This window comes from Streptomyces sp. NPDC021225 (assembly GCF_044332865.1).
In the GTDB taxonomy this organism is placed as follows: Bacteria; Actinomycetota; Actinomycetes; order Streptomycetales; family Streptomycetaceae; genus Streptomyces.
Map to the genome: position 1 here is coordinate 48,033 of NZ_JBIRPV010000022.1, position 13,294 is coordinate 61,326.

The 13,294-nt window shown below is 69.5% G+C and carries 11 protein-coding genes and 2 pseudogenes; 4 read left to right on the forward strand and 9 right to left on the reverse strand.

Annotation, left to right across the window (positions count from 1 at the left end):
• Nucleotides 1-10: 10 nt before the first annotated feature.
• The 8 genes and pseudogenes from ACH4S9_RS46085 to ACH4S9_RS46120 form a co-directional block, all read right to left on the reverse strand.
• Complete coding sequence (locus tag ACH4S9_RS46085) at nucleotides 11-1,339, reverse strand: ferredoxin reductase family protein (protein ID WP_311725905.1); 1,329 nt, start codon at nucleotides 1,337-1,339, stop codon at nucleotides 11-13.
• Between the two features lie 328 nt (nucleotides 1,340-1,667).
• A complete protein-coding gene (locus tag ACH4S9_RS46090) occupies nucleotides 1,668-1,898 on the reverse strand; it encodes a hypothetical protein (protein ID WP_398377574.1) in 231 nt (76 codons plus the stop codon).
• Between the two features lie 45 nt (nucleotides 1,899-1,943).
• Nucleotides 1,944-2,264, reverse strand: coding sequence for a hypothetical protein (locus tag ACH4S9_RS46095; RefSeq protein ID WP_398377576.1), 321 nt, complete (start codon nucleotides 2,262-2,264; stop codon nucleotides 1,944-1,946).
• A 195-nt stretch (nucleotides 2,265-2,459) separates the two neighbouring features.
• The gene (locus ACH4S9_RS46100; RefSeq protein WP_398377577.1) at nucleotides 2,460-4,478 is read right to left on the reverse strand and encodes a hypothetical protein; all 2,019 of its coding nucleotides are present in this window, start codon (nucleotides 4,476-4,478) and stop codon (nucleotides 2,460-2,462) included.
• A 334-nt stretch (nucleotides 4,479-4,812) separates the two neighbouring features.
• Nucleotides 4,813-5,647, reverse strand: a pseudogene (locus ACH4S9_RS46105) (DUF4158 domain-containing protein); the annotation flags it as partial.
• 173 nt (nucleotides 5,648-5,820) lie between these two features.
• Nucleotides 5,821-6,801 (reverse strand): threonine/serine dehydratase, encoded by a 981-nt coding sequence (locus tag ACH4S9_RS46110; protein ID WP_398377579.1) that lies wholly within the window; start codon nucleotides 6,799-6,801, stop codon nucleotides 5,821-5,823.
• Between the two features lie 87 nt (nucleotides 6,802-6,888).
• On the reverse strand, nucleotides 6,889-7,074 hold the full coding sequence (locus ACH4S9_RS46115) for a DUF397 domain-containing protein (protein ID WP_398377581.1): 186 nt from the start codon (nucleotides 7,072-7,074) through the stop codon (nucleotides 6,889-6,891).
• The gene (locus ACH4S9_RS46120) at nucleotides 7,071-7,910 is read right to left on the reverse strand and encodes a Scr1 family TA system antitoxin-like transcriptional regulator (protein ID WP_398377583.1); all 840 of its coding nucleotides are present in this window, start codon (nucleotides 7,908-7,910) and stop codon (nucleotides 7,071-7,073) included. The genes ACH4S9_RS46115 and ACH4S9_RS46120 overlap by 4 nt, the downstream gene beginning before the upstream one ends.
• A gap of 165 nt (nucleotides 7,911-8,075) precedes the next feature.
• On the opposite strand from ACH4S9_RS46120, the pseudogene ACH4S9_RS46125 reads away from it, so the two are divergent.
• Nucleotides 8,076-8,509: pseudogene (locus ACH4S9_RS46125) on the forward strand (ATP-binding protein).
• A gap of 351 nt (nucleotides 8,510-8,860) precedes the next feature.
• Here the strand turns inward: ACH4S9_RS46125 and ACH4S9_RS46130 are convergent.
• The gene (locus ACH4S9_RS46130) at nucleotides 8,861-9,379 is read right to left on the reverse strand and encodes a Uma2 family endonuclease (protein WP_398377584.1); all 519 of its coding nucleotides are present in this window, start codon (nucleotides 9,377-9,379) and stop codon (nucleotides 8,861-8,863) included.
• A gap of 132 nt (nucleotides 9,380-9,511) precedes the next feature.
• Here ACH4S9_RS46130 and ACH4S9_RS46135 point away from each other — a divergent pair, with 132 nt between their 5' ends.
• The 3 genes from ACH4S9_RS46135 to ACH4S9_RS46145 all read left to right on the forward strand — a co-directional run bounded on the left by ACH4S9_RS46135 (nucleotide 9,512) and on the right by ACH4S9_RS46145 (nucleotide 13,289).
• Complete coding sequence (locus ACH4S9_RS46135; protein WP_385345557.1) at nucleotides 9,512-10,711, forward strand: argininosuccinate synthase; 1,200 nt, start codon at nucleotides 9,512-9,514, stop codon at nucleotides 10,709-10,711.
• Nucleotides 10,712-10,802: 91 nt separating this feature from the next.
• Nucleotides 10,803-12,233, forward strand: a complete 1,431-nt coding sequence (gene argH / locus ACH4S9_RS46140; RefSeq protein ID WP_398377587.1) for an argininosuccinate lyase — start codon at nucleotides 10,803-10,805, stop codon at nucleotides 12,231-12,233.
• Between the two features lie 81 nt (nucleotides 12,234-12,314).
• Entirely contained in the window at nucleotides 12,315-13,289 is a 975-nt protein-coding gene (locus ACH4S9_RS46145; RefSeq protein WP_398377589.1) for an aldo/keto reductase, read from the forward strand.
• Nucleotides 13,290-13,294 lie beyond the last annotated feature (5 nt).

Here is a 13,294-nt window from a genome sequence, read left to right on the forward strand (position 1 = left end):
CTCCGCCTCCCTACATTTCGAAGGACTCGTGGTGGATACGGCGATCGGGCACCCCGGCCTCGCGCAGCGCCGCGTAGGCGTGCTCGGCCAGGCCGGGGGGCCCGCACAGAAAGACGTCGTGCCGGTCGATGTCGGGCAGCACCGAGCGCAGCCGTTCGGAGGTGATCTCGGGGCGGGCGCCGTCCGGCCCGTTCACGGCGTACAGCAGCCGGGCCCCGCGGGCCTCGGCGATCCGCTGGAGCTCGTCCCACAGCGCCAGGTCCTCCATGCTGCGGGCCCGGTAGAGGAGCGTGATGTCGCTGCCGCGGCCGGGCAGCGTCTCGAACAGCGCCCGCAGCGGGGTGATCCCGGCCCCGCCCGCGATCATCAGCACCTTGCTGCGGCTGCGCCGCCCGGTGGTCATCGCCCCGTACGGCCCCTCGGCCCACACCCGCGTGCCCGGCTCCAGCGTGGCGAGCGCCGTGCTGTGCCCGCCCACCGCCTTGACCGTGATCCGCATGCGCTCCTGCTGCGGGGGCGCGGACAGCGAGTAGGGGTGCGAGCCCCAGCGCAGCCGCGGCGCCAGGAACCGCCAGCGGAAGAACTGCCCCGGCTCCGCGCCCAGCCGGTCCAGATCCCGGCCGCCGATCACCACCGAGACCATGCCGGGCGCCTCGGGCACCACGGCTAACACACGCATCCGGTGGCGCAGGTTCAGCCCCACCGGGACCAGCACCCGGAACCACACCATGGCGAGGGTGACGCTGCCGTACAGCACGTACCAGGCGATGCGCGCCACCTCGTCGGCGACGAACTCCGCGCCGGCGGCCAGTTGGTGCCAGAAGGCCAGGAACACGCCCGCGTAGGTCATCAGGTGCAGGTAGTACCAGGCCTCGTACGGCATCCGGCGGCGCACCACCCCCGCCGAGATCAGGCCGACCAGCAGCAGAAGCCCGGTGCCGACCGTCGCCTTGATCATGTCCGGGTACTCGGTCACCACCGTGACGGTCTGGTCGACGACGCTCGTCCGCGCCTGGACCGCGTACCCCCAGATGATCAGCGCGATATGGGCGATGATCAGGCACAGCGTGTACCGGCCGGCCACGGCGTGCCACCGCGCGACCCGGTCCGACCCCACGCGCCGCTCCAGCGCCGGAACCCGCGCCATCAACAGCACGACCAGCGCGATGGAGTACCCGCTGAGGAGCCCGGTGAGCCGGCCCCCGCCGACCAGCCACTCGGCGTTGCCGACCACGTTCGGGGTGTTCTGCCACCACAGCGTGACCACCGCCGCGGCCCCCGCCCAGCTGAGCAGGATCAGCGGCACCGCGGGGGAGCGGCGGGGACGGATGCGCCGCATCACCTCCCGCCGGTCGGTCCGGCTGTTCGTCACCGTCGTCAACGCCCTGTCCCCTTTCCGCACGCGTCCGCGCGTCACCGGACGGCTCCGGTGACGAGGGATACGGCTCGGGGGCGCCAATGTCTCAACGGCGGCGAGGATTCCCCGGAATTTCGGGCGGACGGTCCGTCCGTGAGGTTGGCTCCCGGAGCGCGAGGTGGCTAAGACATCCCGGCGTCGGTGAGGTCCGTTTGGTGCCGCCCGCCGCCTCCGGAGTCTCCTGTCGCAGCCCGAGTGCCGGAATACCGGCCTCAGGGAACATCGGTACAGCGGTTATCGGTGAGAACGATCATGGTCCGGGCGGCGTGAGTGTGCTGACCCGGTTCTCGTACTCGCGGCGGGCCTTGCGCTGGGCCGGGACCGCCGGGACGCCCTGGGCGCCGTTGAGCGGCTGGCAGCGGGCGAGGAGACGGCGGTGCATGGCGGGGGCGGCGCTGATGCGCAGGGCCGGAGGCCAATGTCGGGCGTACGCGACAGAGCCCTGGAGACACCAAGGTGTCTCCAGGGCTCTGTCGCTCACGACGGATTCGTGGCAGCCGCTGCCAGTAGTGCCCGTGGATGCGAACTACTGGCGGGGCTCGCCTGATTCGGTGAGCAGCCAGTCGTTGAATCCATCGAGGGTCTGAGTGAGGACCTGGATGTCGGCCGTGCGTCCTTGCAACGCGACTGGCCGGGGCAGCTCGGCAGCCGAGTAGATCGCGATGGGGGTGTCGTCCCCATCGACAATGACGAGGTTGGCGGGAAGGGCAGTGCCCTCGGTTGCGCGGACGATGAGGGTGCCGTCGTGTTCTTCGATCTTCAGCGTGGCTTTGACTGTCTCACTGACCTGCTCCGCCGGCAGGATCACCAGGCCGGAGTTCTCCGCCGCGGGTTCAGTATTAGACATTTCGGTCCTCCGTGGATGAAGCCCAGTTGATGGGGTTCGCAAGGTGTGCTGGGGCCGCGCTACACCCTGGGCGGGCCCCACAGCGTGAATTCGACAGGGGAGCCCCAGCCCGTGTCCTCGAAGTCGTCATCCAACAGGACGAGAGGTGCCGGACGGCGGGAAGAAGACCAGCGCGGAAGGCCGCCCGCCGCCCTGTCAGGTGGCGGGGGGCAGGTACATCACGTAGAGCTTGCCGTTGTAGTAGGCGGCGCCGGGTGTCTCCTTCGCGGTGGCTCCGGGGATTTTGCTGGAGCTGTGCCAGGAGGTGCCGTTGTACTCGCCTGAGAACAGCGCGGCGTCGTCACCGCGCCTGAGGAGCGTCATGTTGTTGGCGTCGGCGGCCAGGGCGGGGGCGTGGGTGGAGCCCCACCCGGGGATGTTGCCCTTGCTGTTCCAATAGCCGCCCGTGCTGTTACTGGTACGGATCTCGCGGGCCTTGCCGGTGGCGATCCGCCACATGTAGCCGCGGTAGGAGGCCAGGGTCACGTAGGTGTTCAGCTCCCAGCCGAGGTTGTCCGAGACCGGCTTCCTCCAGCCGGTGTCGGCGCCGGTGTTGTTGCCGGAGGTCCACAGGTTCTCGTCGCGGCCGTAGGCGACCAGCCAGACATCGCTGTTGTGCGTGGTCAGAGCCGGCGCGTACAGCCACCCTCCCTCGAGGGGCTTCGCCGCGCTCCACCCGGCGGCGGGGGTGAAGGTCCGGGCATAGATTTTGTAGTCCTTGCCGGTGTGGGTGTAGTACAGCTTGCCGTGGGCCGAGGTCATGGCCGGTGCGTACCAGCTCTGGTCGCCGCCGATCTGCTGGGGCGTGCTCCAGTTGCCGCCGCTGTCCATGGCGGCCCACATCACCGCCTGGTCGCTGGGGCGCAGGTAGGCGATGTAGAGCTTGCCGTCGTGGACGGCGAGCGCGGGGGTGGTGATGGTCTTGAAGGGAACGTGTCCGGGCTCGCTCCAGGTGCTGCCCGTGCGGATGGAGGACTTCAGGTAGGCCTGGTGGAAGGGGATGAGGCTGCCGCCCCACGCCAGGCGCAGGTCGTGGTGGCCGTCGCCGTCGAATTTCCAGATGGAGCCGCCGCCGCGGGAGAGCATGGCGAGTTCGTAGCGGCCCATGCCGATGACGCGCTGGCAGGAGATGTCGCTCATGTTGATGAGCTCCATCATGACGTCGATGAACATGTTCGCGACCTGGACGGCGATGCCCAGCCACACCGGCAGCTGGCCGGTGACGAAGTCGTCGAAGGCCAGGTTTTTGTTGAGGGCTTCCATCGCGTCGAGCAGCGCCTTGTTCAGCGCCCTCCACCACTCGTTGGGAGTTTCGTCCTTCTCCCAGCAGGTGACGTTGATCCCCAGGTAGTCGCCGGAGGAGTACCCGTCGAAGAGGGTCTTGTTGTTCACGGAGAACGCCCGCGTTTGGCCCTTTTCGACGGCTCCGAACTCCTCCGAGGTGAAGGAGTGCTTGGTGCCGCCGCCGACGCTGCCGGCCGCCGTCCAGAAGATCTCGTCCCTTCCGCCCCACTGGTCGCCGACCGCTTTGTGGACGTAGAAGCTCTCCGTGAAGATCCGCACGCGGAACGGCGGGCCCGAGCGGCCCTCCGGGTCTTCTCCGCCCTCCTGGGGCGCCTGCTCCGTGCCCGCCAGGTCGTCCGTGTCGGGCAGGAGGCGCTCGCTGGGGGTGGCGAAGGCGGTGATGCCGAGTTTCGCCGCCCGCATCGCGGCGAGGAAGGCGGGATCGTTGGCCTCCCGGGCCGGCGTCCGCGGGTCGATGATCTGGGTGTTCCCCGCCGCCATCGCCTCCGCGACGATCTCAGGGAGGTCCCGCTGCAGATCCTCCAGCGCATAGCCCGACTCCACCGGCCGGTCGGCGAACGCCTGCGGCAGCAGCGCCATCCGGCTCCCGGAGGCCACCTCCCGGTACACCGCGCCCCACGCCTTCGTCTCCTCCTCGGAGAGCACCGAGCCCACCGCGTCCAGCAGCAGCCTCTCCAGATCGGTCGGCTCCTGACCCTGCCGCAGGCGGTCCGCGCCGTGCAGCATCGCCCCCATCAGCAGATGCCCGTACGACTCCGGGCCCGAAGCGCGCCCCGCGCACTCCTCCTCCCGCGCCCCCGACAGCAGGCCGCGCAGCCGCTCCAGCCGCTCAGTCCGGGTGAAGGTCCCGTTGTCGACAGGTGAAGACATCGCCACTCCCACAGGTAGAAGCCGACCCTCACCGGACGCGGGCCGCGCCGCACCATGCTCCCAGATTGACTACAGTAAGCGACAGATCATTTACACATTGTGTCGGGTTGGCCGATAGTGGGCTCCACGACGCGGGCGTCGGGGAAGCTCCTGGCTGGGCGAACACCGAAACTCCACGGGCTGTCATGCCATGGCCGGCTCAAAAACAGCGCTAAATGCCCGCAGAGGCCGCCCACCGGGCGGCATCCGCTCGTCGGCCACGGGCGCCCCCGGCGCCACGCTGGACTCGCCCCACGGATCCGATTCGACGTCCAGGTGCTCGCACAGCTTCCTCAGTTCTGTGCGGCCCCGTCGTCGTCCTCGTCCAGCTCCGGCGCGTCCGGGTCGCGCAACGGGCGCAGGGCGCCGGCGGCCGGGGTGGAGGCTGTGAAGCTGTAGCGGCCGAGCAGGTTCAGGTTGCGGTGCTTGAGCGGGGAGGACCGGGCGATGTCCTCGTCCCGCGTCGGCGGCCGGCGCAGCCGCTCCAGCTCCGAGAACCGAGAGCCTTCCGGCGTCATCAACGTCGCCACCAGGTCGCCGGGTAACGCGGGGTCCGCCCGCCGGGCGGACCCCGCGACCGTGGCGTGCAGCCGCTTCTCCGCGACCTTCCGCGCCTCCGATACCTGCCGGGCCAGCACCGACACCCCGGGCAGCAGCACCCGGTGACGGCGCAGCCAGCCCACCGCGTGGTCGAACAATGCCTTCGGGCCCTCGGCGTGCATCCACGCCCGCCCGTGCAGGAACGTACGGAAGCGCCGGCCCCACTCAGCGTCCCCATAGGGGTGGTATCCGTAGGCCTCCCGGATCTCCCACGCGTGGTCGTACAGCGTCTGACGCCGTTCGCTGTACTGCTTGACCGCGGACGGGTCCTCGATGCCAAGGTGCACGGCCAGGTGCTCGACCACCGGCCACGGCACCGCGAGCGGGTCCTCCAGGAGCAGACCGACGTACCGCACCGTGCACATCTGGAGCGCGAACCCGAGCTGATGGTGCTTCGTCCGCCGCAGGGCGATCGGATCCCGGTCCACGTCGTCCAGGAAGAAGAACCGCTCCAGCTCGGGCCCCGTCGGCTCCTCGGCGAACGCCCCGTACGCCTCGGCCTGTTCATCACTCAGAAATTCCACCGGCACGAGCCGGACCGTAACCAGCCCCAGAGCAGCCCTGGAGGCATTTCACCGAACCCCAGCGGCAAAGTGGATCACTGTGCTGGTCCACCATGATCGTTCTCACCGATAACCGGTGTACCGATGTTCCCCGAGGCCGAATACCCGCTTCCCGCAGGTGGCTTACGGCCGAGTAATTGTCAAGACCTGTGGACGGGAGCCGCACCGACCCAGCGGTGATAGGCGTCTACGTCGACGTTGCTGCCGCACACGATGGTGACTACGTGTCGGCCGGCGAAGCGGTCGCGGTCTTCGAGGATCGCCGCGACCCCGAGCGCGGCCGACGGTTCGACGACGAGGCCGGCGTGGTCGAGGAGCATTCGCATACCGGCGATGATCGACGCCTCCTGGACCAGGACGGCGTCGTCGGCGACCAGCAGGAGGTCGTCCAGGACGGCCGGGATGGGACACCGGCCGGCGACGCCGTCGGCGATGGTGTTGGTCGAGTCGGTGGTGGCGACGCGCCGCCGGCGCCACGAGTGTGTCATCGCCGGTGCGCCCAGCGGCTGGACGCAGATCACCTCGACGCCGGGCGCCAAGGCCTTCACCACATGCCCCACACCGGTGGCCAGCGCCCCGCCGCCGAGAGCAATCAGGACGGTGTCGAACGATGGCGCCGTATCGACCAGCTCCAGGCCGATGGTCGCTGCACCCTCGCAGGTCTCGATGTCCAGGCTGTCTTCGAGCAGCCGGATGCCGTCGTGGCGCGCGATGGCCGCGGCCCGCTCGCGTGCCATCTCGTGGTCGCCGTCCACCAGTTCCAGCCCGGCGTCCAGTGCGCGGATGCGGTCAAGCTTGGCCGCAGTCGCGAAGCGGGATGCCACAACGGTGACGTCGAGCCCCCGGCCGCGAGCGGACCAGGCGAGGGCTTGGCCGAGGTTGCCCGCGCTGGCGCACACCACGGCTCGCGAGTCATTGTCGGCGAGCAGGCTCGCGACTACCTCGGTGCCGCGGCCCTTGAAGCTGCGGACCGGGTTCGCCGTTTCGAGCTTGATGCTCACCGCGCACCCGAGGGCGGGCTCCAGCGGCTCGCAGGGGTACAGCGGAGTGTCGAGAAAAATCGGGTCGATCACCCGGCGAGCCGCCCGGATCCGAGCAGTGTCGAGGCGTGTCTCCTGCATGGCACGGCAGCGTAGCGCCGTCGGCCATGTTCCATTGGGGGACTGCAGCCGAGCATGGGTGTGAGGTGCGGGGTTGTGGTCGTACGGTCAGCTGCGCGCGGCGTATGTGACGAAGGCGGACCAGGCGGCGGGGGAGACGGCGAGCTGGGGGCCTTGCTGGTCCTTGGAGTCCCGGATGTGGACGGTGTCAGGGCAGGTAGCAACTTCGACGCAGTCGTCACCATCACCTCCGCTGTAGCTGCTCTTGAACCAGGCCGGCTCACTGGTGTTCATAGCGCTCCTCGGATCTGCTTCAGCAGGCTCACGGAGTCCTCGGGGGTGGGAGCCTGTGAGCGCAGTTTCGCATACCGCATCTGGAGCACACTGACGTCTTTCCGGTCACAGATCAGGTGGCCGCTGCGCTGACCTTCGGTGTAGCCGAACCACTGGTGGTCCGGGGTTTCCAGCAGTCGCATGGGTCCTTCCAGCCCGGCGTGGTTTTCCTGCCTCAGCGGCATGATCTGGATTTCGACATTTCGGAGCTCCGCACACTCCAGGAGGTGTTCGACGAGCTGCCGGGTGACTTCCGCACCACCGGTACGCCGCAGGAAAAGCGCCTCTTCGACGATGAAGCTGAACGCAGTGTTGGGCCTGTCCCGGAGCAGACGTTGGCGCTCTTGGCGGGCGGTGAGCTGGGCTTCGATCTGTTGGTCGGCCAGGAGTGGCACCCTGCTCTGAAAGACGGCCCGCGCATACGCCTCTGTCTGCAACAGTCCAGGGACCACCCGGCATTCGTACGTGTTCAGGCTGACCGCCTGCTCCTCCAGCCCCGCCCACTGCCGAAACCACGCTGCCAGCCCCGGCCGCCGGGCCAAGTGCCGCGCCGCTGCCCGCAGCACCCCGAAGGCGTCCAGCACCTCTTCCGCCCTCTCGACGAACTCCGTTTGCGGAAACCGGCGTCCCTGGTCGATCGATGCGAGTGTCTGGACCGAGTACTGAAGCAGCGGCGCCAGTTCCTCCTGGGTGAGTCCCGCCCGTTCTCGGAAGACCTTGACGATGGCCCCGAATGCCTTGAGGCTGTCCGAAGACTCCGGTTCGTTATTGCCTGTGGTTCCCGCGCTGCCCGCCATCTCCGGCCACCTCCGGTGCACCCGCTCTGAGCCTGACTATCTGGCCAATGCCTCCATGGTCACGGCCTGTTACCCGTACTGTCCACTCTGGGTGCCCGTACGCTGACTCAGCGTACGGGTGGTCGAGCTGGTCACATCCCTCGCGGAACGGCCACCTTGAGCCGCATGTCAGCTCAGGCGCAGACTCAGACCCCCGGCGCCGTGTTCACCCAACGGTTCAGCTCCACCCGCAAGGGCGCCCGCCTTGCCCGGCTTCTCGCCCTCCGCCAGCTCGACGAGTGGGGCTTCCTCTACCGGAGCGCGGAATCCGACACGGTCGCCGCGATCGTCGCGGAGCTGGCCGCCAATGCCGCCACGCACGGCCGCGTACCCGGCAGGGACTTCGAGGTCCGCCTCATCCGCACCGCGCACACGATCCGCATCGAGGTCGCCGACACCCTCAACGAGGCCGGACCGTCTACCGATCCCGCGCCGGTCGCACCCCCGCCCGACTCGGAAACCGGCCGTGGCCTCCTGCTGGTCGCGGCCATCGCCGCCCGCTGGGGAGTCACCGACCGAGGGGGCCCGGTAAGACGGTCTGGGCGGAAATCGACACCTGAGCGTCAAGGAGCGAGCCCCAATGCCGCTGATTTGTGGTGAGTATGAGACGGCGACACGCCGAAATGACGGCGTGTCGCCGTCTCATACTCACCACAAATCCATCTCCGCCGTCCGGGATTCCAGGTCGCGAAGAAGCGCCGGGGATCCTCGTTGAGCCAGCCCCCGATGGCCTGCTCCTCGACCTGGCTCGGGCGATGGACCTGCCGTGTGCCGTCGTCGATGTGGCCGTGGTCCACGAGGAGCGGGATCGTACGGGGGGCGTCGCTGCGGCCTGGCGGCCAGCCGCTGCTGATACGCGACCAGGTCAAACCGGCGGTGCCCTTGTCGCTCCACCTGGCTTGGATCAGGCGTCAGCTCTTGCGCTTGAACTTGTCCGTGGGGATGTCGACCTTGTTGCCGTCCGCCAGATGGAGGGTGACGGTCTCGCCGTAGGTGTCGCCCTTGGGGCGGGTCAGCAGGGTGCACTGGCCTCGGAACGGGTCGATGATCAAGTAGATCGGGATGCCGCATCGGGCGTATTGCTTCAGCTTGATCACGTAGTCGTTGTCGTCATCCTCTGTGGAGACGATTTCCACCGCGGCCAGTACATCGTCGTAAGAGTACGGCTCCTCGGCTCCGTCCTCGAGGATCGTCACATCCGGGACGCGGGGAGGCTCGTCTGGCAATTGAATCAGCACATCGGACAGGAGCCGCTCCTCGGCGATGCCGGCGGCCTCGGCTGCGTTCTGCACCCGGAGGATGGTCCAGCTCTGGATGTTGCTTCGCAGTGTCATGACGATCTGGCCCCCCACTGCTTCGATCTTGAAGCCCTCGAACTGCGCCGCAGCACGCTCGGCTGTCTGCCAGAGGATGTCGTCTTGCACGCTCATGTCGGCTACCCCCCTGTTGAGCACCTGATAGCCGCACCGTAGCGCCGCATGCCGACAGCCTGCCGCGTTGACGGACCATACAGAGGAGTGCATACTTATGCTAGCTAGTGCATGGATCCAAAGGAGACCCCCGTGACCGAGCGCGTCGTACTCGCCTATTCGGGCGGCCTTGACACCTCCGTCGCCATCGGCTGGATCGCCGAGGAGACGGGCGCCGAGGTCATCGCCGTCGCCGTGGACGTCGGCCAGGGCGGCGAGGACCTGGACGTCATCCGCAAGCGGGCGCTCGCCTGCGGGGCGGTCGAGGCGGAGGTCGCGGACGCCAGGGACGAGTTCGCCGAGGGCTACTGCCTCCCGGCGATCAAGGCCAACGCGCTGTACATGGACCGCTACCCGCTGGTCTCGGCGCTCTCCCGGCCCGTGATCGTGAAGCACCTGGTCGCCGCCGCCAAGAAGCACGGCGCCACGACCGTGGCCCACGGCTGCACCGGCAAGGGCAACGACCAGGTCCGCTTCGAGGCCGGGATCTCCTCGCTCGCCCCCGGGCTGAAGTGCATCGCCCCGGTCCGGGACTACGCGATGACCCGGGACAAGGCCATCGCCTTCTGCGAGGCGAAGAAGCTGCCGATCGCGACCACCAAGAAGTCCCCGTACTCCATCGACCAGAACGTCTTCGGCCGCGCCGTGGAGACCGGCTTCCTGGAGGACATCTGGAACGCGCCGATCGAGGACGTCTACGAGTACACCTCGAACCCGGCCACCCCGCGCGAGGCCGACGAGATCGTCATCACCTTCGACAAGGGCGTCCCCGTCGCCATCGACGGGCGGCCGGTCACCGTCCTCCAGGCCGTCCAGCAGCTCAACGAGCGGGCCGGGGCCCAGGGCGTCGGGCGGATCGACATGGTCGAGGACCGGCTCGTCGGCATCAAGTCCCGGGAGATCTACGAGGCCCCCGGCGCCATCGCGCTGATCACCGCCCACCAGGAGCTGGAGAACGTCACCGTCGAGCGCGAGCTGGCCCGCTACAAGCGCCAGGTCGAGCAGCGGTGGAGCGAGCTCGTCTACGACGGGCTGTGGTTCTCCCCGCTCAAGCGGGCCCTGGACGGCTTCATCGCCGAGGCCAACGAGCAGGTCTCCGGAGACATCCGGATGACCCTGCACGGCGGCCGCGCGGTGGTCACCGGCCGCAGGTCCGACCAGTCGCTCTACGACTTCAACCTGGCGACCTACGACACCGGCGACACCTTCGACCAGTCGCTGTCGAAGGGCTTCATCGAGATCTTCGGCCTGTCCAGCAAGATCGCGGCCGGGCGGGATCTCGGGCAGAGCTGACGCCGGCGCACCAGTAGCCTGCATGTCATAGCCGCCTCCTCGCCCCGGCGCGGAGGCGGTCGCACACCCACACCCTTCAAGGAGCAACAGCGTGAGCAACGGCAACAACGGTGACGTACGCCTGTGGGGCGGGCGCTTCGCCGACGGGCCGTCCGAGGCACTGGAGAAGCTCAGCGCCTCCGTGCACTTCGACTGGCGCCTGGCACCGTACGACATCGCCGGCTCCCGCGCCCACGCCCGGGTGCTGCGCCGGGCCGGGCTGCTCACCGAGGACGAGCTTGAGCGGATGCTGGCCGGGCTCGACCAGCTCGAGGCCGATGTCGCGTCCGGCGAGTTCACCGGCACGATTGCCGACGAGGACGTGCACACCGCCCTCGAGCGCGGCCTGCTGGAGCGGCTCGGCCCCGACCTCGGAGGCAAGCTGCGGGCCGGGCGCTCCCGCAACGACCAGGTGGCCACGCTCTTCCGGATGTATCTGCGCGACCACGCCCGGATCATCGGCGGCCTGATCGCCGACCTCCAGGGCGCGCTGGTCGGGCTGGCCGAGGCCCACCCGGACGTCGCCATGCCCGGCCGCACCCACCTCCAGCACGCCCAGCCCGTCCTCTTCGCCCACCACGTCCTGGCCCATGTCCAGGCGCTGTCCCGGGACGCGGAGCGGCTGCGCCAGTGGGACCGGCGCACGGCCGTCTCGCCGTATGGATCGGGAGCCCTGGCCGGCTCCTCGCTGGGCCTCGACCCGCAGGCGGTCGCCGCCGACCTGGGCTTCGAGGGCGGCTCCTCGGCAAACTCCATCGACGGTACGGCCTCCCGCGACTTCGTCGCCGAGTTCGCCTTCATCACCGCGATGATCGGCATCGACCTCTCGCGGATCGCGGAGGAGGTCATCATCTGGAACACGAAGGAGTTCTCCTTCGTCACCCTCCACGACGCCTTCTCCACCGGCTCGTCGATCATGCCGCAGAAGAAGAACCCGGACATCGCCGAGCTCGCCCGCGGCAAGTCCGGCCGGCTGATCGGCAACCTCACCGGCCTGCTCGCCACCCTCAAGGCCCTGCCCCTCGCGTACAACCGCGATCTCCAGGAGGACAAGGAGCCGGTCTTCGACTCCTGCGACCAGCTGGAGGTCCTGCTCCCCGCCTTCACCGGCATGATGGCGACGCTCACCGTCAACCGCGAGCGCATGGAGGAGCTGGCCCCGGCCGGGTTCTCGCTGGCCACCGACATCGCCGAATGGCTGGTCAAGCAGGGCGTGCCGTTCCGGGTGGCGCACGAGACGGCGGGGGAGTGCGTCAAGGAGTGCGAGCTGGCGGGCATCGAGCTGGACCAGCTCACCGACGAGCAGTTCGCGAAGATCTCGCCGCATCTGACGCCCGAGGTCCGCACCGTCCTCAATGTGCCCGGCGCGCTCGCCTCCCGCAGCGGCCGCGGCGGCACGGCCCCCTCCGCGGTGGCCGCGCAGCTCGCCGAGGTGAAGGCGGACCTGGCGGTGCAGCGCGACTGGGCCGACGCCAAGCGCTGACGCCCGGCCCTGACGGCGCGCGCCGCCGCACGGCACACTGACCGGACGGCTCGGCCACCCGACACAAGGAGCGGACAGACCATGGCGTTCGCGCGCCTCGCGCAAGTCACCACCCCCACGGCCCGGATCGGCCTCGGCCTCGCCGCCGTGGGCCGTCCCGGCTACATCAACCTCGGCCGGCGGCGGGACCTGCCGGCCGAGCGCAGCGTCGAGGCGATGCGCGACCGCACCCACCAGGTGCTGGACGCCGCGTACGCGCGGGGCGTGCGCTATCTGGACGCCGCGCGCTCGTACGGGCGGGCCGAGGAGTTCCTCGCCTCCTGGCTGGATCTCCGCCCCGACGTACGGGACGTGGTCATCGGCAGCAAGTGGGGCTACACCTACGTCGCCGACTGGCGCACGGACGCCGAGACGCACGAGGTCAAGGACCACAGCGTCGCGACGTACGAGCGCCAGAGCGCGGAGAGCCGGGCCCTGCTCGGCGACCGGCTCGACCTCTACCAGGTGCACTCCGTCACCCCCGGCAGCCCCGCCCTCACCGACCCCGAGCTGCACGGCCGGCTGGCCCGGCTCGCGGCCGAGGGCGTCACGATCGGGCTGTCGACCAGCGGACCCGCCCAGGCCGAGGCGATCCGCGCGGCGCTCGAGGTCACCGTGGACGGGAAGCCGCTGTTCCGTACGGTCCAGTCCACGTACAACCTGCTCGAGCCCTCGGCCGGGGCGGCCCTGGCCGAGGCGCACGAGGCGGGATGCGCGGTGATCGTCAAGGAGGCCGTCGCCAACGGCCGCCTCGCGGCGCCCGAACAGCTCCCGGAGGCGCTGCGCCGCGTCGCGCGGGAGACGGGCGCGGGCCCCGACGCGGTCGCCCTCGCGGCGGTGCTGCACCAGCCGTGGGTGGACGTCGTCCTGTCGGGCGCGGCGACGACCGCCCAGCTCGACTCCAACCTGACGGCCGCGACCCTGCGGCTGGACGAGGGACAGCGGGAGGCTCTGGCGGCTCTGGCCGAGTCGCCGGAAACGTACTGGCACCACCGCGCGGAGCTGCCCTGGGCCTGAGGCGG

Coding starts and splice junctions, on each gene's coding strand:
- ACH4S9_RS46095 (WP_398377576.1), bottom strand. CDS start 2,264: ATGTCTAATACTGAACCCGCGGCGGAGAACTCCGGCCTGGTGATCCTG.
- ACH4S9_RS46115 (WP_398377581.1), bottom strand. CDS start 7,074: ATGAACACCAGTGAGCCGGCCTGGTTCAAGAGCAGCTACAGCGGAGGT.
- ACH4S9_RS46120 (WP_398377583.1), bottom strand. CDS start 7,910: ATGGCGGGCAGCGCGGGAACCACAGGCAATAACGAACCGGAGTCTTCG.
- ACH4S9_RS46145 (WP_398377589.1), top strand. CDS start 12,315: ATGGCGTTCGCGCGCCTCGCGCAAGTCACCACCCCCACGGCCCGGATC.
- ACH4S9_RS46110 (WP_398377579.1), bottom strand. CDS start 6,801: ATGCAGGAGACACGCCTCGACACTGCTCGGATCCGGGCGGCTCGCCGG.
- ACH4S9_RS46100 (WP_398377577.1), bottom strand. CDS start 4,478: ATGTCTTCACCTGTCGACAACGGGACCTTCACCCGGACTGAGCGGCTG.
- ACH4S9_RS46130 (WP_398377584.1), bottom strand. CDS start 9,379: ATGAGCGTGCAAGACGACATCCTCTGGCAGACAGCCGAGCGTGCTGCG.
- ACH4S9_RS46085 (WP_311725905.1), bottom strand. CDS start 1,339: ATGCGGCGCATCCGTCCCCGCCGCTCCCCCGCGGTGCCGCTGATCCTG.